This is a genomic window from Algoriphagus boseongensis (genome assembly GCF_004362805.1).
Lineage (GTDB): Bacteria > Bacteroidota > Bacteroidia > Cytophagales > Cyclobacteriaceae > Algoriphagus > Algoriphagus boseongensis.
The window spans coordinates 309019-333882 of the sequence record NZ_SNYF01000005.1; the positions used below are offsets into that span (position 1 = coordinate 309019).

The following is a 24864-nucleotide window of genomic DNA, read 5'->3' on the forward strand; positions in this document are numbered from 1 at the left end:
CATTTTTGGTCGCATGGCAAAGAAGAAAAATTTGAAATGCTGCTTAAATTGAGTTTTTAGGCCTTTTTTCTTGGCATAAATACTGAAATTTCTTCAGCATAGCCTAAATCTATTCAACCTATGCTCAAGAACTACTTCAAAATTGCCCTTCGTAGCCTCTTCAAAAGAAGGCTTTTCTCCTTGATCAATATTCTGGGACTCGTTTTGGGATTACTGACTTTTTTGGTTTTGTATGCTTTTGTGATCACTGAGTTTTCCTACAATGATTTTCATGCAAATAAGGACCGAATTTTTCAGGTGGTAATTGAAGAGAAAAATGGCACCTATGAAACCTACCTTCCTCCGGGATATGCAGGCATTATTACCAGTAATTTTTCCTCAGTACAATCTGTAGAAAGAGTTGCGGGGTATATAGGAAGTGGCTTGGTAGCTATTCCGGATACCGATTTGGCTTTTAAGGAAAACGCAGTCGGATTTGTGGAGAGAGATTTTTTCCAAAATTTCTCTTTTCCGATTGAGCGTGGTACGGCTGACCTTTCGAAGCCTTATTCGGCTGTGATTACCAAGCAATTGGCTGAAAAGTATTTTGGAGAGGCTGATGCGATTGGGAAAAGCATTTCTCTGAGTAATCAATTTGGAAAGGCTGATTTTACCATCACAGGTGTATTGCAGCCAATCCCTGAGCTTTCAGATCTTCAATCGGATATTTTTCTTTCTATCCACACTTTGGAAAGGCCGGAATATCGAAAAGAAAACGGATGGGCTGATCCCAATGGATTGGAGTCTGGCTTTGTGAATCTGTTTTTGGTCGCCAAAGAAGGAGAGGATGTGAGTGAGCTTCCCGGTTTGCTGACCGATTTTGCCTCAAAAGTCCCTGATTCTAAAGTTGCGAATGTATTGCTTCAGCCCTTGGACGAAATTCATCTGGGCAGTTCCATTGCAGACCCTATGCCCAAGGTGAGTTCAATGGGAAGCATTTTGGTGTTTTTGGCCATGGCCGTATTAATTCTATTTATTGCCTTTGTCAATTACATCAATCTTTCCTCTGCAAACCTTTTGACCCGAATTAAGGAAATCCGAATGAGGAAGGTGTTGGGAGCTTATTCCTGGCAGTTGGCTCAGCAATTTATGGTGGAGACTTTCTTGCTGATGGGACTTGCATTGATTTTAGCTTTGGGCTTATTCAATTTATTGGATCCTCTATTTTTTGAGATTTTAGGGAAGCCAGTTTGGACAGGTGTATTGCTGGAACTCATTACTATTTTGGTGATTTGTGGAATTTTGGGATTTGCTGCTTTATTCTCTGGGCTTTATGTGGTTTTCCTTTCCGGTCAATTTGAGAAAAAATCCAAGCTTAGATTTATCGCTTCTGAGGGACAATGGGGAAGAAAAGCCCTGGTTGTTTTTCAATTTGTGATTTCTATCGGAATCATCGTTTGTACTTTGGTTATTCGGGATCAGCTCTCTTTTATGCAGCAGCAGCCTTTGGGGATGAATCTGAATCAGCGCGTAGTGGTAGAAGGGCCTGAAGATTTCAAAGGAGACAGAAAGGGGAAAATGAATGCCTTTAAAGAGAAGCTTTCCTCCCAAAGCTTTATTCAAGGAATAGCAGGTTCGAATTCTTTGCCTGGGTATAGTTATAATTTTTCCGCAGGAGGAATTACTCCTTTGGTTCCAAGGCCTGAGGATAAGGATTACAGCTATTCCATGTTTATCATCGACAATGAGTTTATTCCAACTTATGGAATAGAGGTGGTGGCCGGAAGAAATTTTACCTTTGAGGAGGCGGATGCCAATTGGAATAATCTTCCCAAAGTCATGCTCAATGCAAAAGCAGCTCGGCAATTGGGCTTTGAAAATCCCGAATCGGCTGTAGGGCAATCTATTCTTTGGGGGAAGCCTTATGAAGTGGTTGGGGTAATAGCTGATTACCATCACATGTCTCTCAGGGAGGAAATCAGCCCCATGATACTTCTGGCAGCACAAGCTTCCGGTTATTTTACTTTGATCATGGATACTCAGGAGATGCAAGGCAATCTTGCTCAGGTTCAATCCATTTATCAGGAGATTTTCCCGGGAAATCCATTCACGTATTCCTTCCTAGATGAAATCTACGGAAGGCAATACCAAGCTGAACAGCAACTCAGTAGGGCGTTTAGCATTGCAGGAGCATTAGCGATTTTGATTTCCTGTCTGGGTTTATTTGGATTGGCGGCCTATTCTGTTCAGCAGAGAACAAAGGAAATAGGCATCCGAAAAGTGCTTGGTGCCAGTACCCAAAGTTTACTCAACCTGATCAGTAAGGATTTTCTGATCCTAGTTGGGATTGCGATGGTGCTTGCATTCCCACTCGCTTGGTATGCCATGCAAAGCTGGCAAGCGGATTTTCCATATAGGGCTGGGCTTTCTTGGATAACTTTTGTATGGGCGGGAATGGGCTCAATGGGAATTGCCTTGTTGACAGTGGGATTTCAAGCTTTAAAAGCAGCCTGGTCCAATCCGGTTGAGTCCATCCGAAATGAATGAGTTTGCCCGAGAGCGGACGAATTGGACACTCCACGAACAGTTTTATTCCAAAAAAGGCCTTTCTGATCATCAGAAAGGCCTTTTTCTTTTTGGAATATTTCATGAACTCTCTTTGCAACCTTTAACTCAAAAGCTGCATCTGATTAATTGAAAGCTAAACCAACACTTTTTCTGAAAACTAAACCAACTAGTATAACCAGCCATGTGGAAAAATTACCTAACCGTTGCCCTGCGTAATTTAAAACGCAACAAAATCTATTCAGCCATCAATATCATAGGTCTTGGACTTGGAATGGCTGCCAGTATTCTGATCGCTCTTTTTGTCCTAGATGAACTCAGTTACGACCAATTCATCCCAAATGGAAAACGAATCTACCGAGCTAATGTCAGTGGAAAAATGAACGGGAATGAGTTTACCACTTCTACTTCAGCCACGCCAATGGCTCCTACGATGCTCAATGAACTTCCCCAAGTGGAAGATGCTGTCCGTTTTGGATTGATGCGTACTTTCCTTTTTAGACTGGAGGAAAAGGCCTTTACCGAACCCATTGTATTGGCGGCTGATCCAAATTTCATTGACTTTTTTGGTCTGCAAATGCTCAAGGGAGATCCCAAAACAGCCTTGGTAGGTCCGGATCGGGTTGTTTTGACTCAGTCTGTGGCTGAAAAGTACTTTGGTACCGAAGACCCGGTTGGGCAATCCATTTTCAGTGGTTCGGAAAATAAACCCCTAGAGGTAACAGGAGTTGTTGCCGATTTTCCTTCCAATTCCCATCTGGATTTTGATGCGATTATTTCAGGGGAAAACTTCTGGTACTTTGAGCAGGAAAACTGGACTAGTAATAACATCTACACTTATTACAGACTGGCTGAAGGCACAGATCCTCAACAAATCCAGCAAGCTATCAATGGCTTTGTCGAAAAGTATGTTGCTGAGGAAATTTTGGCCTTTTTGGGAATTCCGCTAAAAACTTTCCAGGAGCAAGGCAATGATTATGGGATTCAAACCATGCCTCTTCATGATATTTATTTGAATTCAAATACCAATGATGAGATCAAAGCTCCTGGGAATGCCCAGTATCTGATTCTATTCACTGGGATTGCAGTATTTATCCTCTTGATAGCCTGTATCAATTTTATGAATTTGGCTACGGCCCGCTCTGCTAATCGGGCTAAAGAAGTGGGTGTCCGTAAATCTATCGGTGCCGACAAAGGCCGCTTGATTGGGCAATTTTTAGCAGAATCCTTACTGTATTGTGTTTTTGCAGGAGTTTTAGCATTAGTAATTATCCTGGTTTTGTTAAAACCATTTAATGTCTTAGCTGGAAAAGAATTGGGCTTTGGGTTTTTGATTCAACCTCAATTCTTACTGGCTTTTGTCCTTTTTCTCCTGTTGGTTGGCTTGATGGCAGGATCTTATCCAGCGTTTTATCTGACCTCTTTTTCTCCTGTTACGGTTTTGAAAGGAAAGTTGAGAGGTGGGGTAAAGAGATCAGGACTGAGAAGTAGTTTGGTGGTATTCCAGTTCTTTATCTCTACCATTTTGATCATTTCCAGTATGGTGGTCTACAAACAGCTTGGCTACATGCAATCCAAAAATCTGGGATTTGACAAAGAAAATGTGCTTTCTCTACTTCATGTCAGGGCATTGGGAACTAATCAGGAAACCTTTAAACAGGAATTGCTCAGCCAAACAGGATTTTTGGAAGCCAGTTATGCGAATAATCTCCCTCCGAAATTGGACTGGAACTCTGTCATGCGAACCAAAGACAAGCAGCAGGATATCCTTTGCAATATCAATGTGGTCGACGAAGATCATTTGAAGACTTTGGGCTTCAAGTTGGCCTCAGGAAGGTTTTTTTCTAAAGAAATCACTGCTGATACCGGTTCTATTTTGATCAATAAGGCGGCCTTAGCTCAGATGGGTTGGACAGAATTGGATGGTTCGCAGGAAATTGGAGGATTCTGGAGTGAAGACGGTTCCGTGACTTACCGCAAGGTTATCGGGGTTTTGGAGGATTTTAATTACGAGACCCTACGGCAAAATGTCCGTCCATTGGTGATGATGCTGGGTACTCGAAATGATTTCAATGAAATGGCTATCCGCTTGAGTCCGGGAAACTATGCCGAGCAAATCGAGGTCTTGGAACAAATTTGGAAAAAACATTCAGGAGGAGCTCCATTTGAATATTCCTTTTTGGATGCTGACTTCAATCTCCTTTTTCAGAAGGAACAAAAGATGGGTAATATCATCCTCATCTTCACTGTTTTGGCGATTGGAATTGCTTGTTTGGGGCTGTTTGGATTAGCAGCTTATACCACAGAGCAACGATCCAAAGAAATAAGCATCCGAAAAGCTCTAGGAGCTTCCATGCTCAATTTGGTGACTATTTTGAGCAAAGACTTTACCCTTTTGGTGCTGATTGCATTTGTCTTGGGTGGGCCTCTAAGCTATTATTTACTTGAAAAATATTGGCTTCAAAACTTTGCCTACCGAACAGAGATCGGGTTGGGGATGATTTTGATTGCTGGACTGATTTCAATTTTCATTGCCTGGCTGACCGTGAGTTATCAGAGCTTTAAAACAGCGGCTTCCAATCCTGTCGATTACCTAAAAAATGAATAAAAATAATCGTCCGCTCTCGGTCAAAAATGGGCTTGAACGGACATCAAGAAACATTAAAAAATTGAATTGGGGACTGTAACAGCAGTTTTTCCCTTGGCATAATTACTGAAAATAAATGTTTAACCTAAACCAACTGATTAATCAAAAAGCTATGAATTACTCAAAAAAACTAGCCGCTTTGCTCCTCATGTTATTTGTAGGAGTTGCCGCATTTGCCCAAAAATCTGAAACTCGAACTCCCGGCAGTTTCACCAAAATCGAAAACAATGGAAGCTGGGATGTCTATGTAACCAAAGGATCAAAAGATGAAGTAAGATTGGAGTCTTCAAATTTTGACCTAAGCAAGGTCATAACCAAAGTGGAAAACGAAACGCTCAAAATCAAACTGGAAAAGGGTAACTGGAACAATGTCAATTTGAAAGTTTATGTGACGGTCAGAAATCTAGAATCAGTGGGTAATGGAGGTTCAGGAGATATGATTTTAGAGTCTGATTTTGGTTCAAATAATTTTAACATTGGTCTATCAGGATCTGGTACAATCACCGCAAAAAACATTACTGCTGATAGGCTGAATGTCGGAATGAGTGGATCTGGTAAAGTAATTATTGCCGGTGGACAAGCTGACAAGGCTACCATTGGCCAATCAGGATCCGGTGATTTGGAAGCTTTGGATTTCACAGCAGATGTGGTGGATATCGGAAAATCAGGCTCTGGAAATACTTCCATTGGCGTCACAGAATCCTTGACTGTAGGGTCATCGGGATCTGGCAATGTATACTATAGAGGAAATCCTGAAAAGCAAAGTATTGGAGTCTCTGGATCTTCCAGAGTCGTGAAAAAATAATAACCTAAACCTAGCCCTATGAATGAAAAGTGCCGGTGGAGTAAAATTTATCGGCATTTTTTAATCTCTATTTCAAACCCAACCCCATCCCTTGATAATGTTTAAAAACTATTTCAAAATCGTCTTCAGGAATGCCAAAAAGCATCCGATGTATGTTTTTATTAACCTCTTCGGGTTGGCAATTGGTATGACTGTCAGCATCCTAATTTTGCTTTATGTTCAATTCGAATTGAGTTATGACGACTACCATCCGGATAAGGAAAGGATTTTTAGGGTTTCTCGTGCTTGGTTTAATCCTGACGGGGATATAAGTCTTCACCTCGGTCATACAGCACCTCCTTTTGGGCCATTGATCAAGTCTGACTTTCCTGAGGATGTAGAAGTTTCTGCACGGATTTTCAATTTTGATCCACTGATAAAATCCGGAGAAAATGCCTTCGAAGAAACCCGCTTTTTCTTTGCTGACCCTGAGTCCTTTGATGTTTTTTCCTGGGAAATAGTAGAAGGAGAAGGCAAATCAGCTCTCTCCGAAGCCGATGGATTGGTAATCACAGAAAGTACCGCAAAGCGATATTTTGGAGATTCCCCTGCTGTAGGAAAGGATCTGCTGATTCTTTTGAATGGACAGGAGGTAACCTTTCAAGTTCGAGGCGTTATGAAAGACATGCCTGAGAATTCCCATTTCCATGTGGACTTTTTGGCGTCCATGGTCCCGGTGGTTCAATTTTATGGGGGACTGGAGGCTTTCATGGGAAATTTCGGGTCAAATAATTTTTCAACCTTCATCAAGCTAAATGAAGGACTTGATTACAAAGATTTTGAAGCTAAACTACCAAGCCTGATCGATCGGCATATGGGTGAGACTCAATCTGGAATTCCTATGTCTAAAGGAACCCAGTTATTTCTTTGGCCGATCACAGACATTCATTTGTATTCCAACCTGGATTCTGAAATCGAACCCAATGGAAATATTGACTACGTCTATATTTACCTGGCTGTGGCATTTTTTATTCTTCTGATTGCTTGTATCAATTTCATGAATCTTTCAACCGCGAGATCTTCTTTGAGATCCATGGAAGTAGGACTGAGGAAAGTAATGGGAGCGGATAAGGGACTTCTCATCAGGCAGTTTTTAGGGGAATCCTTTGTGATGACTATTTTTTCCATGGTGCTTGCTTTGGTATTGGTTTACTTGTTTCTGCCCACTTTTGGTGATTTTACTGAGCGACCTTTATCTCTGAATTTGATCCAAAGTCCAGAATATCTGCTGTTGATTTTTGGGATCATTGCCTTTGTAGGATTGATTTCAGGAAGTTATCCAGCCTTATTCTTGTCCGGGTTTATGCCTGCCAAAGTTTTAAAAGGAGCCTTTAAAGCTGGAAAAGCCCATGAGAGATTTCGGTCTGTTTTGGTGGTTGGGCAGTTTGCTATTTCTGTGATGTTGATAGTCGCCGTTTTGGTGGTTGTCAATCAACTGAGTTTTATGCAGAGCAAAGATCTCGGTTTCAAAAAGGAGGATATTGTAGTCCTTCCAAGCAGCGGGGCTATCACGGAGAATTATCTGATTTTTAAGGACAGGCTGGAAAATCATCCGGGAGTTAACTCAGTGACTATCTCAAGCAGAGTCCCTTCAGGCCGGCTCTTAGATTCACAAGGAGCAACTGCCGAGGTCAATGGGGAAATGAACCAGCTCAATATCCGAATCGCAGATATTCACGTGGGTCATAATTTTCTGGAAACCTATGGAATTGATTTGGTGGCTGGTAGAAACTTTAATTTTCAGCTTGCAAGTGATTCTACGGAGGCTTTTATCCTGAATGAAACCTCAGTGAGAGAAATCGGCTGGTCAAGTCCTGAAGAGGCAATTGGAAAACAGTTCCTTTATGGAGGAAGAAGGGGTTTTGTCACTGGAGTGATGAAAGATTTTCACTTTGAAAGCCTCCATCAGCCTATTGTTCCTATTGTTTTTATGATTTCTCAGGACCGGAATAATCAGCTTAGCATCAAGATAGATTCTGAGGAGAGGGATCAAGTTTTAGCCTATTTGAAGGAAGAATGGGCTCAAATGAGACCTGACTTTCCATTCGAACCCTTATTTGTAGATGAAGGTTTTAATCGACAATACGAGGCTGAAAATCGGGTAAAAACAATCTTTACTTTCTTCTCTGTTTTGGCCATTTTGATTTCTGTGCTCGGCCTTTTAGGATTGGTTACTTTTGCTACCGAACAAAGAACGCGGGAGATCGGAATACGGAAAGTAATGGGAGCTGAGACGAGCAATATTCTGCTTCTTTTGGGAAGGGATTTTCTCAAATTGGTGGTTCTTGGATTCTTGCTTGCTATTCCAATTTCCTGGTTTGGAATGAATAAATGGCTGGATGACTTTGCTTACCATATCGGTGTTCATTGGACAGTCTTCCTTTGGGCTGGGCTTTTGGCCGGTGCAATCGCAGCGATTACCATCACATCCCAGACTATCAAAGCAGCCTGGGCTAATCCTATAAAAAGTATCAAGAGCGAATAATAAATTTCTAAAACCTTTCGGGTTTAGAATTCAAAAAGGCAGAGGTCAGATATCAAGTTCTGATTTCTGCTTTTTCATTTTAGGGATAGCCATGAAGCTTTCTGGTAAAATTGAAGTAATTACAAAAAGCTTCAAAGATGCAGTTTAAGATGTTTTTTATTAGAGATGCAGGGGTTTAAAAACAGTTTATTATTAAGCACTTGTAACCATTTTTCTCCTTTTTTCATCTAATCGGTATGCTAAGAAATTATTTAAAAATCGCTTGGAGAAATTTACTCCGGAATAGATCCTTCAGCCTTATCAATATTCTTGGGCTGGCAGTCAGCATGTCAGTATGCCTTCTGATCATCATGATAGGAGTCGATCAATACAGTTTCGATTCTTATCATTCCAAAGGTGATAGAGTCTATCGAATCCATACCACTGAATACCAGCAAAACATCGGGGAAGTTGCCAGTTCGGCTTTGCCCTTGGCAGAGAAGCTGAAAAATGATTATCCAATTATTGAAGAGGCAGCTGTACTCAATCGAGAAATCGGCGGTGATTTGATCTATGAGGATAAATTTGCCACAGGTGGGGGATATTTTGCCGATGGAAATATTTTCAAAATCCTTGATTTTTCATTCAAAGAAGGGAACCCTGAGACTTCCTTAAATGAGCCTTTTTCCTTGGTCATCACTTCAGAAATGGCCGATATTCTTTTTAATGGGGAATCTGCTTTAGGAAAAACAGTTGCTTTTCATGACAAAGACGTTCAGCCAACTGGTCTGGAAGAAGGGAATTTTGAAACGGATTTTGGGTATTTTACTATCACGGGAGTTTTGAATCCTAATCCTGGTAAAACCCATTTGCCTTTCAAGATTCTAGCTTCCATGAGCACCAGAAAGTCCCTTCCTATTGAGGCCCTGCGTTCAGAAAAGGAAAATGATTGGGAGAATGTATGGACAAACTACACCTATGTACTTCTAAAGAAGGGACAGCGCAAGGAGAATTTGCAATTGATTTTGGATGAAGTTTCTGAAAGTATTTACGCCCAGAAATATGAAAACAAGCATTCCTTCAAGGCCATGGCCCTAGGAGAAATCACTCCGATGGAAATGATCGGGAATACAACCCATGTTTCTGTTCCTAAAATAGTCTTGATGATTTTAGGGATTCTTTGCCTTATTGTGATGTTTTCAGCCTGCTTGAATTATACCAATATGTCAGTGGCTAGAGCGCTTACTCGAGTTAAGGAAGTAGGAATCCGAAAAGTTTCAGGAGCTAATAGAAGACAGGTTTTTGCTCAGTTTATTACTGAGGCTGTCGTTATTTCCTTATGTTCTTTGGTGTTTGCATTCATCTTCCTTCAATTTTTACAAAAGGGTTTTGAAGGGTTGACATTCAACCAATACTTGCAAATTTCATTTAGACAAAGCCTACCTGCTATGCTTCTTTTCCTTGGATTCAGCTTAGTGGTCGGCGTGGTTGCCGGATTGCTCCCAGCGACTTACGTGGCCAAATTGAATCCAATAAATCTATTCAATAAACTTTCCGGGGTTAAGCTATTTAAAAGCATGGGAATCAGAAATGTCCTGATGGTTCTTCAGTTTACGATTTCCTTGATTTTTATTATTTCGGTTGTTTTGATCCAATCTCAGGCAAAGCATATTCTCAACTTTGATTTTGGATTCAATAAAGACAATGTCGTAACCGTAAAACTTTTCAACACTGAAAATTACCAAAGATTTGCTCAGGCCATATCTTCCAATCCTTCAGTATCTGCCGTGGGGGCAAGTTCCTTGATTCCTGCTGCTGGATGGAATTTTGGTACGGAGGTTGTCAATCCTCAAAACCCCTTGGATAGCATCCAAACCAATTATTTTGACATCAATTCAGGTACAGTTTCAGTGCTTGATTTGGAATTGATTGCCGGTAATAATCTTCCTGAAGGAGGAAGTGAAAATCTTGTGCTGATCAATGAACTAGCAGTCAATAAATTTGATCTGGGATCACCTGCTGATGCTATCGGAAAACAATTGGTGATTATGGATGGGGAAGAATTTAAAAATGTAGAAGTAGCAGGTATTGTTAAAAACTTTCAGTTTTTGTCTCCAGATCAGGCCATGGAAAGCTTGGTTCTAAGAAGTAGGAACTCCACTATGGGTTTTGCCTTGGTAAGGGTCAATGGAGATAATCCATCTGCAACTATCGCTTCCTTGGAATCGGCCTGGAAAGAAGTTAATCCAACCACTAAGTTTTCCTATAAATATCTTGATCAAGAACTCCTATTTATTCACGAGGTATTGGGAGATGTGATATCAGTGATCGGCTTGATTTCGTTTTTGGCGATTTTTGTGTCTTGCCTGGGACTTCTCGGCATGGCGACTTACACCGCCCAGACCCGGGTGAAAGAAATTGGAATTCGAAAAACGCTTGGGTCTAGTATTCCAGAGATTATCGCTTTGCTTTCAAAAGGATTTATTGGCCTATTGTTCATCGCAGTTCTTATTGCTGTTCCTGCGGCTTATTTTATCAATAATTTTTGGTTGGAATTCTTTGCCTCAAGAGTAAGCATAGGTGTAGTCCCGATCGGGATAGGAGTGGGATCCCTTATGCTAATTAGCTTCGGGATCATATTTTCTCAAGCTTATAGAGCGGCGATTATCAATCCTATTGAAAGTTTGAAGAATCAGTGAGTTGCAATTTTTCACTGGTGAAGAAATAAAATCTTTGACCGCATGCGGACATCTTTGTCCGTAGGAATTTGCCCCAAAATCAAAAAATAGGTCTCTATTTGCTGATTTTGGGGTTTTAGTATGGCATAATCCTAGACTAATGATTGGCACACTAAGGATCTTTGTCTATGAAACTTACCACACTTTTATTCTCTTTACTGCTTATCCCAGGCAGCTATTTCCCAAGGCTTCAGGTGGTGATACCTGTTGGCGAGAGCGTTCAACTCACTTGGGATAATTCAGCCACTAGTAAGGTGAAAATTTTTAACACCTCCTCTCAGGGGATTGATGTCAAAGTCGTACATGCCGAGACTAAAGAATTTATCAGAGGATTTGGTCTTAGCAAAAATTCCACCGAGGAGGTCTTAGTAGAAGAATTTGCCAGCCTTCTGCTGAGCAATCCTTCCAAGGAAGCAATCAAGGTTGGCTACTTGGTTAGTTTGAAGGCTGAGGAATCCCAAGTTTTTGGGAAAGAGGTGGGACTTACTTTTTATAACAGCTCCAAGTCAAGTATTCCTTTGATCATTCCTGGAGTCATGAATCCAAACCTCAATCCTATGTCTACTAGCGGAGTGGCTCTCAAAATTGGTCAAGAAGTGTTTTTTAAAGTGAATGGTAAAAAATACCTGCTACTGAAGATAGACAATACTTACCAGGACGGACAAGTTTTGGATATTCCTACTTTGATCAAAGTGAGAAAAAAAGAATTTGGAATCTAAGCCTTAACCTTTAGAAATATGCTTAAAAACTATTTCAAGATCGCAATCCGAAATTTATTCAAGCATAAACTCCATACAGGGATCAATCTGATTGGCTTATCCTTGGGTCTGGGAGTCGGCATTTTGATTTTTTTCTTTGTCCAATTTGAATTGAGTTTTGATTCTTTTCATGAAGACCAAGACCGGATTTTTAGGGTGAAAACTCATGAAAGGATAGATGGAGAAATGCGGGAAACTTATGCTTCTCCTGTAATCCTTGCTGCTGCTTTTCGTGATGAGTTTCCTCAAATCGAGGCAATTTCAGGGGTTACAGGTGCTGATGTACAGGCGATTTTGCCAGATCAAAGTTCTCAAAATCAAAGGCTACGTTTGGTGGATGCGGATTTTTTGAAGATTCTGAATTTCCCGCTTCTTAAGGGAGATATTTCCAATCAGCTTCAGGACAAGTTTAGTGTGGTGATCACCGAAGAAGTGGGTGAAAAATATTTCGGAAATGAAAACCCAATCGGAAAATCCATTCAACTAAAAATGGGTGAAGACTTTGTGGATTATCAGGTAACTGGTGTTTTGCAAAACCCACCCGCTAATTCCTCCATTCCCTTTGAAATCCTCATGCCCATAGCAAACATGGACTTCTTTGCGGATGAGGAAAGTTTGGCTTCCTGGTACAACGTCTGGGGCTTTAATCTGGTCAAATTGCAATCCTCAGAGCAGGTAGAGTCGATCCATCAGAGCATGGAGGCCTTTATGAAAAAGTCTCTTGGAGAGGAATACGAAGAAGGGGGTCTCTATTTTTCGCTTTCTCCCATTTCAGAAATGCATTTTTCCCAAGGAGCAGGCAATGGTGGAATTGAAACCACGCAGGCTTCTTTGTTATGGATTTTAGCCGGAATTGCATTTTTAGTATTGCTGATTGCCTGCATCAATTTCACTACAATGGCGATTGGAAGAGCGACTTCCAGAGCCAAGGAAGTTGGGGTTAGAAAAACCATGGGAGCAAGTTTTGCCCAGCTGATAGGCCAATTTTTGACAGAGGCATTTTTGACTACTTTAATGGCATCCATTATTGGATTGGTCTTGGCAGAATTGCTTTTGCCTACTTTTAATGACCTCTTTCAGAAGGAATTGGATATTGTCTACGGACCGGTGCAATTCTCCATTTTGCTGGGTTTGATATTGATTATTACAGGCCTTGCAGGAGCTTACCCGGCATTTTTCCTTTCTGGTCTTCGACCTATCAAAGTGCTAAAGGGAAATCTCTCTATACATTTTGGAAAACAAGGACTTCGAAAAGGATTAGTGACTTTTCAGTTTTTCATTTCTTTTCTCCTGATAGCAGCAACACTCATCATGGTCAACCAGATGAATGCCATCAGAAATTATGATTTGGGATTTGCTCAGGATCAGATCCTGATTGTGGATATGCCGGATTACCCTTCCAAAAGTTTTCTTACCTCCCTGAAGGAAAGTTATAGAACCGCAGAAACTTTCCGACAGACTTTAGCTGCCAGAGCAGAAGTCGCTTCAACTGCCATTTCTGTTGCTACTTACGGAGATGATGCTTATTGGCAGGTAGGCTATCCCAAAGAGGATGGAACTCTATTCTCTTTCAAAGTCAATTTTGTTGCGGGAGATTACTTGAAAACTCTGGGAATGGAGCTAGTTGAGGGTAGAGATCTCAATCCAACCATCGGCGCAGATAGCAGTTCCTTTTTGATCAACGAGGCATTTGCTCAAGCTTTTGACTGGGATGATCCAACCGGAGAAATGATCCCAGGAACCCGATTTGACCCACATCAAATAGTGGGTGTAGTAAAGGATTTCCACCATGCTTCGCTATACCAGCCTATTGAACCGGTTTTAATCGCCAAGAGTCCTGAGGCAGTTTTTAGTGGTATTTCCAATTTGATGATCAATTCCACCACAAATCCTAAGCTGCTTGTTCAATCTGCCGTTGGGGATTTGAATCAGATAAAAGGTGTGATTGAGGAAGAATGGAATAAGATGTATGCTGGACTACCCCTGAATATCACCTTTATGGACGAGACGGTACAAGAGCAATATCAAGCCGATGAGCGGCTGGGGAAAATGGTCTTTATCGCCTCCTGCATTGCCATATTGATTGCATCTATGGGTTTACTTGCCATGGTTGCTTTGTCCATCGCTGGACGTACCAAGGAAATTGGAATCAGAAAAGTGTTGGGAGCCTCAGGCTGGAGTATTTCCTGGATGTTTGGAAAGGAATATTTGGTAATCACAGCCTTGGGTTTACTGGTTGCACTTCCGTTTAGCTTGTATTTGATGCAAGGCTGGGTTTCACAGTTTGCAATAAAAGCCTGGCCATCATGGCTGAGTTTCGGCTTGCTCAGTTTAGGAGGAATAGCTTTCACTCTTTTGATCGTATATGTTCAATCTCTCAAGGCCAGCCTGAGTAACCCGGTAAATACCTTGAAGGATGAATAGGGCTTAAAGAAAATAGGATTTACGATTTACGAATTACGAGGGCATGGATACAATTTAGGCCTCATATACTTGGATACCTTAATGGCTTAAAACATTACAAACTTTCAACTTTAGAAACCTAAATCTTCCAATTTTAAAATCTTTCAATTTTCAAATTTAGATCATGCTCAAAAACTACCTTAAAATCGCCTGGAGAAATATTCTTCGCAATAAAGTCCGAGCTGGTATTCATGTGCTTGGACTTTCCTTAGGAATATCGATTTGCTTTTTGATTTTCAATGTCGTCTGGCATGCCTATAGTTTTGATACTTTTCATCCGGACTCGGATCAGATTTACAGAATCAACACGCTGACGGATTGGGGAGGAGGGAGAGCGTTTCCAAATTCAGGAACCCCCGGACCACTCGGTGAAGTCATTGACCTTGAGGTGCCTGGAATTCAACACAAAGGTCGTCTTTATACATGTTATCAGACTTTGATTACCGACCCTGAATCCAATCGATCCTTCGGAAGAGAAAATACAGTCACTTATGCAGATCAAGGGTTTTTTCAGATTTTTCCCAGAGAATGGCTAGCAGGCAATTCCACAACTTCCCTTGTGGAGCCAAACTCAGTAGTGATTACAGAGTCTAGTTTGAAAAAATACTTCCCCAATTTTGAACCTATTGAAGTTTTGGGGAAAGAAATGGCTTTCATAGAGTCAGACACCCTTTTGGCAAAAATCACTGGTGTGGTAGCCGATTTCACGGAGAACTCCGATTTTATTTTTAATGAGTTTATCTCTTACAGCTCCATCCAATCTGAGGAACAAAAAGAGTGGTTTGGCTTACATAGCTGGGGAAATGTGAATTCAAGTTCACAGCTTTTTGTCAAAACAATAAAGCCTGGAATGGAGGAGAGTCTTGAGCTTGCTTTGGCGAAACTTGCAGAGAAAAACTATGATAAAAGTGAAGATGCGACGACTAGTTTCACGGCCGAACCGCTTCGAGAAATTCATTTTGGTGAGAACTATGACATGACTTCTGTGTCCAAAGTTTTCTTGTATGGGATGATTTATATCGGCTTGATCATTCTGGCCTTGGCTACTTTGAATTTCATTAATTTGGAAACTGCCCATGCCATGAGTAGGGGCAAAGAAGTAGGAATCCGAAAAACTTTGGGTGGAAGAAAAGGTCAGCTGATTTTTCAATTCTTAACTGAGACATACCTTTTGGTAGGCTTTTCTATGTTAGTAGGATTGGGATTGACTGGTTTGCTGATCAATATTTTCGGCACCTATTTACCAAGTGGGTTTGAATTAGAATATTTCACCAAAATAAACTTTGGGTTTTATCTCCTTTTTCCTCTGGTGCTAAGCTTGGTTTCTGGGATTTATCCAGCTTTGATATTATCGGGATATCAGCCAGCGCGGGCATTAAAAGGAGAAAAAACTAAAACAGGTAAATTCTCGATAGGAGTATTTCTTCGTAAAAACCTTACGGTCCTTCAGTTTTCCTCGTCCATTGCTTTCATCATTTTGGTTTTAGTCCTTCAGGCTCAAATCAAATATGTAACAAGTCAACCATTAGGATTTGAGAAAGAGGAGGTACTTTATTCATCTCTGCCTTTTATGTCAGATCCGGATAAAATGCTTCGCCTTCAAGAGTTAATCAATCAACAATCAGACGTCCTCAGTACAAGTTTAAGTGGAAGCTTGGTTTCCTCTACCAGTCTTTGGACTTCCGATTCCAGAGTGGCTGTGGATACCACCGAGAAGGAAATTTACCAACAAGTAATGAATGTGGATTCGGCTTTTATTGGGGTAAATGGCATACCATTACTTGCTGGAAAGCCGGGATCGAATAGAATGGATGAAATCCTTATCAATGAAAATTACCTAAAGGAGATGGGAGCTTCTATCCCTGAAGAGGCAATCAATCGAGTTGTTAGCTTTGGAGGAGAGGAAAAAAAGATCGTAGGTGTTGTGGGGAATTTTCATTCTAGGTCATTGAGAGAGGAAATCAAACCGCTTATTCTTACCTATAATCCAAAGTTTTTTCAGACAATCAGTGTGAAGCTTCAGGCAGGAAGAAACCTCTCCGAGGCAAAATCGGCTTTGGAAGCTATTTATAAGCAAGTGTATCCCTATGAAAATGCTGAATTCAACTTCCTAGATGAGGAAATCAATAGATTCTATGAGGAGGATACCCGAATCAAAAATGTGTTGAGCGGGGCGAGTATTTTGGCAATTTTGATTTCTGCAATGGGCCTTTTTGGGCTTTCATCCTTTACCATTGCCCAGCGAACTAAAGAGATTAGCATCAGAAAGGTGCTTGGAGCCACGATGGGACAGATTTTAGCGCTTATCTCAAAGGATTATGTTGTTCTTATTCTGATTTCCTTCTTTATCGCTGTTTTTCCCGCCTATTATTTTCTAAAGGATTGGTTAAGTGATTTTACCTACCGAATTGATATGCCTTTTGGTCTATATGGGTTGGCGGGTTTAGGCGTCATGGTTCTTTGCCTGATGATAGTAGGGCTTCATTCCTACATCGCTGCACAAACCAATCCAGCCCAAGTTCTCAAAGACGAGTAAAAAAGTACCGAGAAATCTAATTTAAAAGCTGAAGCTAGAAATCTGAGAAATCAGGTTTTTAGCTTCTCCTTTTTTCTCCCCAACCCCCTAACTTCCCAACCACCCAACTCCCTGCTCCCCAACCTCCCGACTTCCTAACTCCCTAACTTCCCAACCTCCAATTGACAAACGGCATTTGAAAAACCATTAACTCTTTTAGATTTGTACTAGACCATTTCCACCACCTACTATGACAAATCGATTTCGCTTTCTAAGGATTTTCACTTTAGCTTTTTCCCTTTCTGTTTTATCAAGTTCTCAGATTTTTGCTCAGGAAGCCGGTTTCACTTCACTTTTCAATGGAAAAAATTTGGATGGATGGGTAGGGAATAAGGATTCCTATCAGGTTAAGGATGGTATGATCGTCATTGAACCTAAAGGTGGAGGAGGAGGGAACCTCTATACCGAAAAAGAATACGGAAATTTTATCCTTCGATTTGAGTTCAAATTGACCCCTGGAGCTAACAATGGCTTGGGTATTCATGCCCCCCTTGAAGGTGATGCTGCGTATGTGGGTAAAGAAATTCAGATTCTGGAAAATACTGCTGATAAATATAAAGGCTTAAAAGAGTACCAATTTCACGGTTCTGTCTATGGAGTAATTGCTGCCAAGAAGGGATTTTTGAAACCTGTAGGGGAATGGAATGTGGAGGAAGTAATTGTCGAGCATCCCAAAATCAAGGTCGTTTTAAATGGAGAAACCATTCTGGAAGGAGACTATTTAGAAGAAAGTAAAGAGGGTACTTTGGATAAAAGAGATCATCCTGGTCTTCAGCGATCCACTGGCCATATCGGATTTTTAGGGCATGGAGATGTGGTCTTTTTCAGAAATATTCGAATCAAAGAATTGTAATCACTAGTCAAAACATTACCCAAAAATGAATAAGAAATTTCAAGTTATTGATCGCCGGGACTTCTTAAAAAGAACCGGATTGGGGATTTTGGGACTTTCCCTCGCTCCCTCTCTTTTAGCCAAAGCTCAGGCTAATGGAAAATTACGAACAGCCCATATTGGATTGGGCGGCATGGGAATGGCTGATTTGGATGCTATTTCATCTCATGAGCTAGTCAAGGTCGTGGGACTTTGTGATGTAGATAGCAAAGCACTGGCAGGGGCCAAGACCCTTCATCCCAATGCCAAAACCTATGCAGACTATCGCACCATGCTTAAAGAGCTGGAAGATCAAATAGATGCGGTCATTGTCTCCACCCCTGACCATACTCATGCTCCAGCATCCTTGATGGCGATGAAAATGGATAAGCCTGTGTATTGTCAAAAACCCCTGACTCACCATGTGACCGAGGCCAGAGCGATGAAAAAACTGGCAGCCAAGAAAAACCTGGTGACCCAAATGGGGATTCAGGTTCATTCTTTTTATGACTATAAGCTGGCAACTCTTCTGATCCAATCCGGGATAATTGGAAAGGTAAATACGGTTAGGGCCTGGTCTCCTAAAAACTGGGGCTTTGATGGGCCTGAGCCAAGTGGAAGTGATCCCGTGCCAGCTAATTTGGATTGGAATCTATGGCTTGGAACAGCTCCGGAAAGACCTTTCAAAGAAGGTTACTATCATCCCGGCAATTGGAGGAAAATCATGGATTTTGGTTGCGGAACTTTGGGAGATATGGGTGTTCACATTTTTGATACTCCATACAACGCGCTCCAATTAGATGTGCCCAGAACTATCATCAATGAATGTAGACAGCCGACGGGTTTTGGTTTCCCAGAGCATAACACCGTTACCTATGAATTTCCTGGCACTCCATACACCACGGATTCTCTAAAATGGGTATGGTATGACGGCATGGGAGCCCCAGATGAGCATCCTGATTTGGTTTTACCGAATGGAGATAAGCTTCCAGATCAGGGAGCCATGTTTATGGGAGAAAAGGGAAGATTGCTCCTTCCGCATTTCCAGCAATTGCCTCGCTTGATCGTGGATGGGAAATATCAGGAAATGGATATTGAAAAATTTAATCTTGGTAAGCCTGTAAAAGACTATGATTCAGAAAGTAAAAAGCACTACCATCAATTTGTAGATGCTTGTTTGGGAAAAGGGGAATGCAGTGCGCCTTTCGAATATTCAGCCAGGCTTACCGAGACAATTCTTTTGGGCGTAATCGCCGGAAGATTCCCGAATCAAATGCTTCACTGGGATAGCAAAAAGGCGAAATTCCAAGAAAAGGAAGCGAATCAGTATTTGGGTGGGAAGTATCGGAAGTTTTAAGCTAGTATCAAGTATTTAGTAGCAAGAGTTTAGAAAGTCTGATCAACTTTCTATTGATCGATGCGGCTGAGTTCTGAAATCTGCGACTGCCGTCTATTAAGTGCTTCTATTTCGAGACTATTGTCTCTCAGGTGCTCAGTCTTAAAGACCTACCAAATGACCAATGAGACTGCTCACTGCCTACTGATTTGTTCGCTGGCGAACAAAAATGTTCGAGAGCTTGTCAGCATACTAATTAAAAAATGGCCTTTGGAGCTTTTCCAGAGGCTTTTTTTATGGCATAATAGTGGAAAAGGGTAGAGGAGAAATTCAGTTAGAATTTTGGCCGACTCTGGAACTAGGAAATTCCATGTTAAAGAATCGCCAAAATTCCTGACTGAAAGGTTGCAATGAGTGAATCTTTCAATCTTCCAATTTTATAATCTTCCAATTGTTATGTGGAAAAATTACCTCAAAATTTCTTTTAGGAACCTCCAAAAGAGGAAGCTGTACACAGGGATCAATCTTCTTGGATTGACGATAGCTTTGGTGAGCTTTATCGCCATTTCCCTTTATATCCATCATGAGTGGAGCTACGACCGAATGTATTCGGATTATGAGCGGATTTATAAACTCAATCAAGAGTTTACTTCTGAAGGTCAAAATCAATTGGTCGGAACTTCTCCCTCTTCTCTGCCTATCACTCTTCGAGAGGAATTTCCGGAAGTTGAAAAAGCAACTTTGGTTTTTGACCTGAGTATTTTTTCCTCAGTCATGATTGACGCTGGAGCAGGGAATCAGGAGGAGAAGAGATATGCCATGGTGGATGAGAATTTTTTGGACGTTTTTGACTTTCAATTATTGGCCGGGCAAAAAGGAAAGCTTTGGGATGAACCCAATAAATTGGTAGTAACTGAAGAAACAGCTGATCGCCTTTTTGGGAATGTTTCCAATGCTGTGGGTAAAGTAATCAAGGTGGATGGACAGGAGTTTGAAATCACAGGGGTGATGCAGAATTTTCCAAGCAACAGCCACATGGATTTTGACTTTTTGGCCTCCTTTCAAACACACCGACATGGAAAAAATCCTCAATGGTCTCCAAGTAATTATTACAATTATGTGAAGCTTAGAGAGGGAACTGATGTGGTAGCTTTCGAATCCAAAATGGCTCAAATGGTTGAAAAATACCTCGGGGCTGATCAGAAAGAATATGGGTTTCAAACTGCCTTTTATACCCAGCCCATTGCCGCTGTTCATACAGGAGATCCGACGCTTAACAGGATCAAACCAGGTACTGATTTAAAGTACCTCTACATTTTCGGGGTGGTGGCGATTTTGTTGATTGCCATAGGAATCATCAACTATGTGAATTTGGCTACTGCCGAAGCCACAGAAAGAAATAAAGAAGTAGGCTTACGTAAGGTTATGGGTGCTGACCGATTCCAACTTTTCGGTCAGTTTGTCTCAGAATCTTTTATTCTTACTCTTGGAGCGTTGTTGGTTAGCCTTTTGGTAATCTATCTTCTTGCGCCGTTTTTAGTGAATTTAGGGCAGGTTCCTCTGAGTTTGGATTTACTGGCTTCTCCCTTGGGAATTGGGTTTTTAATAGCCTTGGCTCTTCTCGTTGGCTTATTGGCGGGATTGTATCCTTCCCTGATTTTATCTGGAATGGAGCCAATCAAAGCTTTGGGAAACAAAATCAAAATGGGGGGTGGAGCATGGGTGAGAAAATCTCTTGTTGTTTTCCAATTCTTTGTCTCAATGGGTTTATTGATTTCCACTTTTGTGGTAAAAGCTCAGTTGGATTTTATGAAAGAAGTCAATTTGGGTTATAGCAAAGAAAGGCTAGTCGCTGTAAGCTACCCCTATGAGAGCAGATCCCAGATGCCCACGATAAAGGCCGAACTAATCCGCTCAGGTGCAGCGATTCAGGTTGCTCAGGCTGGCGACATGCCAATTCACATCAAGGCCGGATACAAAATGTTTCCCGGAGGAGATAATCAGAGTGAATTCATGATTACGGGTTACTCCGTAGATACTGATTTGATTAACACTATCGATCTTGAACTTGTTGCTGGAGAGAATTTTTCCGAATCAGATATCAAAAGAAGTGATTTGGAGGATGGGACTGAAGAGTTTCCTATAATTCTAAATGAGGCGGCCATCAGACAAATGGGATGGAATTCAGAGGAAGCCATCGGAAAGCATGTCAATTTGGGTTACATGCAAAATTCTCTGATTAAAGGGGTGGTGAAAGACTTTTACTTCAATTCCTTGCATCATGAAGTGGGCCCTTTGGCGATTTTTAATGATCCTGCAGATGCCAGTGTTCTTTTGATTAAAATTCCAGAGGGAGACCCTTCCAAACATTTATCCACTTTAGCCGGAATTTGGGCAAAGCTAGTTCCCGGAAGACCTTTCAATCCTGTCTTTGTGGATTCGGCCTACAATAACCTTTACCAATCCGAGCAAAATTCAAGTGCAGTTTTCACCCTGTTTTCAGGAATTGCAATTCTTTTGGCACTGATGGGACTATTTGGATTGGTGAGCTATGTGGCACTTAGACGAACCAGAGAAATCAGCATCCGAAAAGTTTTGGGCGCCACAGGAAGAGATGTTCTTGGAGTGTTGGCCATTGATTTCATGAAATTACTGGGAGTGTCAGCCATTTTAGCGATAGGCTTTGGACTTTGGTTTGCCCAAATGTGGCTAAAGGGCTTTGCCAACCAAACCGAAGTAGGAGTAACTCCATTTCTTATCTCCATAGGACTAGTATTCACACTTGCAATCCTAACCATTGGCTACCGAAGCTGGAAGGTATTCCGCTTAAATCCTGCAAAAACCTTAAAATCTGAATAAGTCAAGTCTTAGCTATATGATTGAATTAAAAAATATTGACAAATACATTGAGTCCAGATTTCAGCGGATTTTCATTCTCAAGGGGGTGAATCTTAGTATCCAGGAAGGTGAGTTTATCACCCTAATGGGGCCCTCTGGAGCCGGAAAATCCACCTTATTAAATATTCTGGGTCTGTTGGATGAGGATTATGCTGGGGAGTACTTCTTTGGAGAAAGAAACATCCTTAATATGAAGGAGAAGGAAAGATCCAATCTTCACAAAAGTGAATTTGGCTACATTTTTCAGGCCTATCACCTAATCGATGAATTGACGGTGTATGAAAACATTGAAACACCTCTTTTGTATCGAAATGTGTCTTCGGCAGAGCGAAAAAGCATCATAGCCGAACTTTTGGATCGCTTTAAAATGGTAGCCAAGAAAGATCTGTTTCCAGCCCAACTATCGGGTGGACAGCAACAATTGGTTGGGATTGCTCGGGCAATTGCAGGGAGACCTCGAGTGTTGTTGGCAGATGAGCCAACGGGTAACCTTCATTCAGGTCAGGCCAAAGAAATTATGGAAGTATTTAAGGAACTGCATGCTGAGGGAACCACAATAATTCAAGCAACTCACGCACGCGAAAACGCCGATTACGGCACAAGATTAATCAATTTGGTAGACGGAAGAATTGAATCAGATGAACGTATTTAAAAAAGGAAGTCTTCTTACCGGATTTTTGGTAATGGGCTTTTTGGTAATAGGGAAGGCTCAAGATACTCTCAGATTGAATTTCAGAGAGGCTGTGGAAATAGCCATGGAAAAAAATCTGGAGTATCAAATTCAAAAAAACAACCTGGAGATTGCACAAAAAGAAAAGCAGGTCGCTCTACTTTCTCACTTGCCATCCGTAGGTGTCAGTTCAAATTTTCTTAAACAGTCTGGTCAGCAATTCCAGCAAATCGAGGGTGAGATTGTAGTAACTAATGTAACCAACGATATCGTCAGCGGAAATTTGAATATGAACATGCCTGTGTTCAATTCGGGTCGAAGAATTCTGGATACTCAATCAGCCAAATTGGCTTTTGAGGCAGGGGAGAAGGGACTTGAGCGAGCCAAGCAGCAGATTACTTTTGACGTGGCTAGGCGGTATTTACAGGTTCTACTTGATCAAGAACTTCTTCGTATTGCTCAGCAAAATCTGGACAATCAAAAGGAGGTTTTGCGACAAATCGAAGGTTTTGTTGATGCTGGATTGAGGACTGTATCGGATTTGTATAATCAACAATCTGAAGTGGCTCGTGTAGAATCGGTGAAAGTGGATGCAGAAATTGCTCTGGAAAACGATCTCTGGTCACTTACCGAATACCTTCAACTGGAACCGGGAATCGTTCCGTTTTTGGAAACGGTGGATCCGGAATCCGGAAGCAGAGAGTTTCAGGGTTTTGGAGTAGATGAACTTTATGAAATGGCAGAACTCAATCGTGCGGACAAGCTTCAGCAATCCCTTTTGAAGGATTCCTACAAAAAAGATATGCAGGCGATCAAGGCCATGTATTATCCCAGAATCAACGCCTTCTACAATTACAATACCTTCTTTACTTCCTTGGATGGCAGGTCCCTTCAAGAGCAATTCCTGAAAATTTATCCCCAAAACACATTGGGTTTGAGCTTAGCCATTCCAATTTTCTCCAATTTCCAAACCCGTCTTGACGTTACTCGATCTAAAGTGATGTATCAAAATCAAATTTTGAGGGAAAAGGCAATTGATCGAAAAGTATATCAGGATGTGAAATTGGCACATCAAAATTACCAAGCCGCCTTGAGAAAAGAGTTTAATACCAAAGTTCAGGTTCAAGCTGCTGAAGAAGCTTATAAAGCAGTTCAGGAAAGATTCCGATTAGGTCTATCCACGTTTGTAGATTTGGCTACCGCAAACCAGCAATTGGTTCGATCTCAGGCTGATCAAGCTCAGGCTGTCTATACGCTCTTTTTCCAGGATGTCCTGATGAAATTTGCCATGGGTACTTTGGAACTTTGATTAGCTGTTTCCTATAAAGCAAAAAGCAGGTTTTTAGGAACCTGCTTTTTTTATGATTTAAGAGAGAATTCTTTATTCCATCATCCTATTCACGATTTTGAATTCGTTCATCACCCGATAGGCTGCGCGGGTAATATCTGAGGCGAATGTTGGGGATTCAAAATCAAAAGTAGCAGCCGTATATCCTTGCCAAATGGTATGCCCTTTCTTGCTGTCAATGACATAGATGACCAACATTCCATTGTTTTCGGCATATTTTACCATGTTGTAGGTCTCATCTTTTTCCTGTTCTCGCTCGATTTCCCCTTCATCATTTCTATAGGTCATCCCCGTTCTGTTTAGCCAATAGTCAAATTCGGGCTGCACATATCCTCTATACCTCACTGAATCGGTGAAAATCTTATAGCTGACCAGCATATCAGGTTTTTGGTCCTGCTCTCTAAAACCCTGTGAACCCAATCTTGCTCCAATTGTAGAATTCAGAACCGGAGTTAAAATAGTGGTGTCTATGTCAGTGGGTTCAATGAATGAGAAGGTTTTATATTTTTTGAAAGAACCCGTGTAATTATAATCGTAGTCTGTGATGTAGTCTTTAGATGTAAAACAAGAAGAGCAGAATACCAAAAGAAGTAAGGGAAGGATGGTAGAATTTTTCATGGCCTTTTCAATTAGAGATCAAAGCTTTTTTTGAGCAACTTAATAGGAAACCTCCTTTCGGGAAGTTTGTTTTCAAATGCCTAATATTCA

Annotated in this window: 14 protein-coding genes; 13 read left to right on the forward strand and 1 reads right to left on the reverse strand. The window is 41.2% G+C overall.

Features of this window, described 5'->3' with window-relative positions; genetic code table 11:
- Positions 1-120 precede the first annotated feature (120 nt).
- The 13 genes from DFQ04_RS01430 to DFQ04_RS01490 all read left to right on the forward strand — a co-directional run bounded on the left by DFQ04_RS01430 (position 121) and on the right by DFQ04_RS01490 (position 24117).
- On the forward strand, positions 121-2526 hold the full coding sequence (locus tag DFQ04_RS01430) for an ABC transporter permease (RefSeq protein WP_133551967.1): 2406 nt from the start codon (positions 121-123) through the stop codon (positions 2524-2526).
- 202 nt (positions 2527-2728) lie between these two features.
- Positions 2729-5152 (forward strand): ABC transporter permease, encoded by a 2424-nt coding sequence (locus DFQ04_RS01435; RefSeq protein WP_133551969.1) that lies wholly within the window; start codon positions 2729-2731, stop codon positions 5150-5152.
- Positions 5153-5303: 151 nt separating this feature from the next.
- Positions 5304-5996, forward strand: coding sequence for a head GIN domain-containing protein (locus tag DFQ04_RS01440; RefSeq protein WP_166637230.1), 693 nt, complete (start codon positions 5304-5306; stop codon positions 5994-5996).
- Positions 5997-6093: 97 nt separating this feature from the next.
- Positions 6094-8520 carry an ABC transporter permease gene (locus DFQ04_RS01445; RefSeq protein ID WP_133551973.1) on the forward strand — a complete coding sequence of 809 codons (2427 nt, stop codon included), beginning with the start codon at positions 6094-6096 and terminating at the stop codon, positions 8518-8520.
- Between the two features lie 236 nt (positions 8521-8756).
- Positions 8757-11198, forward strand: coding sequence for an ABC transporter permease (locus DFQ04_RS01450; protein ID WP_243739611.1), 2442 nt, complete (start codon positions 8757-8759; stop codon positions 11196-11198).
- Between the two features lie 167 nt (positions 11199-11365).
- The gene (locus DFQ04_RS01455) at positions 11366-11956 is read left to right on the forward strand and encodes a hypothetical protein (protein WP_133551977.1); all 591 of its coding nucleotides are present in this window, start codon (positions 11366-11368) and stop codon (positions 11954-11956) included.
- Between the two features lie 18 nt (positions 11957-11974).
- The gene (locus DFQ04_RS01460; protein WP_133551979.1) at positions 11975-14419 is read left to right on the forward strand and encodes an ABC transporter permease; all 2445 of its coding nucleotides are present in this window, start codon (positions 11975-11977) and stop codon (positions 14417-14419) included.
- Between the two features lie 163 nt (positions 14420-14582).
- Positions 14583-16994 (forward strand): ABC transporter permease, encoded by a 2412-nt coding sequence (locus tag DFQ04_RS01465; protein WP_133551981.1) that lies wholly within the window; start codon positions 14583-14585, stop codon positions 16992-16994.
- 229 nt (positions 16995-17223) lie between these two features.
- Positions 17224-17886, forward strand: a complete 663-nt coding sequence (locus DFQ04_RS01470; RefSeq protein ID WP_133551983.1) for a 3-keto-disaccharide hydrolase — start codon at positions 17224-17226, stop codon at positions 17884-17886.
- Positions 17887-17911: 25 nt separating this feature from the next.
- Positions 17912-19261, forward strand: a complete 1350-nt coding sequence (locus DFQ04_RS01475; protein WP_133551985.1) for a Gfo/Idh/MocA family protein — start codon at positions 17912-17914, stop codon at positions 19259-19261.
- A 435-nt stretch (positions 19262-19696) separates the two neighbouring features.
- A complete protein-coding gene (locus DFQ04_RS01480) occupies positions 19697-22099 on the forward strand; it encodes an ABC transporter permease (protein WP_133551987.1) in 2403 nt (800 codons plus the stop codon).
- Positions 22100-22115: 16 nt separating this feature from the next.
- Positions 22116-22790 carry an ABC transporter ATP-binding protein gene (locus DFQ04_RS01485; RefSeq protein WP_133551989.1) on the forward strand — a complete coding sequence of 225 codons (675 nt, stop codon included), beginning with the start codon at positions 22116-22118 and terminating at the stop codon, positions 22788-22790.
- A complete protein-coding gene (locus DFQ04_RS01490) occupies positions 22777-24117 on the forward strand; it encodes a TolC family protein (RefSeq protein ID WP_133551991.1) in 1341 nt (446 codons plus the stop codon). Before DFQ04_RS01485 ends, DFQ04_RS01490 begins: the two co-directional genes overlap by 14 nt.
- A gap of 72 nt (positions 24118-24189) precedes the next feature.
- Here the strand turns inward: DFQ04_RS01490 and DFQ04_RS01495 are convergent, their stop codons facing one another.
- Complete coding sequence (locus DFQ04_RS01495; RefSeq protein WP_133551993.1) at positions 24190-24774, reverse strand: DUF4136 domain-containing protein; 585 nt, start codon at positions 24772-24774, stop codon at positions 24190-24192.
- Between the last annotated feature and the right edge of the window lie 90 nt (positions 24775-24864).

Coding starts and splice junctions, on each gene's coding strand:
- DFQ04_RS01430 (WP_133551967.1), top strand. CDS start 121: ATGCTCAAGAACTACTTCAAAATTGCCCTTCGTAGCCTCTTCAAAAGA.
- DFQ04_RS01465 (WP_133551981.1), top strand. CDS start 14,583: ATGCTCAAAAACTACCTTAAAATCGCCTGGAGAAATATTCTTCGCAAT.
- DFQ04_RS01475 (WP_133551985.1), top strand. CDS start 17,912: ATGAATAAGAAATTTCAAGTTATTGATCGCCGGGACTTCTTAAAAAGA.
- DFQ04_RS01480 (WP_133551987.1), top strand. CDS start 19,697: ATGTGGAAAAATTACCTCAAAATTTCTTTTAGGAACCTCCAAAAGAGG.
- DFQ04_RS01490 (WP_133551991.1), top strand. CDS start 22,777: ATGAACGTATTTAAAAAAGGAAGTCTTCTTACCGGATTTTTGGTAATG.
- DFQ04_RS01460 (WP_133551979.1), top strand. CDS start 11,975: ATGCTTAAAAACTATTTCAAGATCGCAATCCGAAATTTATTCAAGCAT.
- DFQ04_RS01485 (WP_133551989.1), top strand. CDS start 22,116: ATGATTGAATTAAAAAATATTGACAAATACATTGAGTCCAGATTTCAG.
- DFQ04_RS01445 (WP_133551973.1), top strand. CDS start 6,094: ATGTTTAAAAACTATTTCAAAATCGTCTTCAGGAATGCCAAAAAGCAT.
- DFQ04_RS01470 (WP_133551983.1), top strand. CDS start 17,224: ATGACAAATCGATTTCGCTTTCTAAGGATTTTCACTTTAGCTTTTTCC.
- DFQ04_RS01440 (WP_166637230.1), top strand. CDS start 5,304: ATGAATTACTCAAAAAAACTAGCCGCTTTGCTCCTCATGTTATTTGTA.
- DFQ04_RS01450 (WP_243739611.1), top strand. CDS start 8,757: ATGCTAAGAAATTATTTAAAAATCGCTTGGAGAAATTTACTCCGGAAT.
- DFQ04_RS01435 (WP_133551969.1), top strand. CDS start 2,729: ATGTGGAAAAATTACCTAACCGTTGCCCTGCGTAATTTAAAACGCAAC.
- DFQ04_RS01495 (WP_133551993.1), bottom strand. CDS start 24,774: ATGAAAAATTCTACCATCCTTCCCTTACTTCTTTTGGTATTCTGCTCT.
- DFQ04_RS01455 (WP_133551977.1), top strand. CDS start 11,366: ATGAAACTTACCACACTTTTATTCTCTTTACTGCTTATCCCAGGCAGC.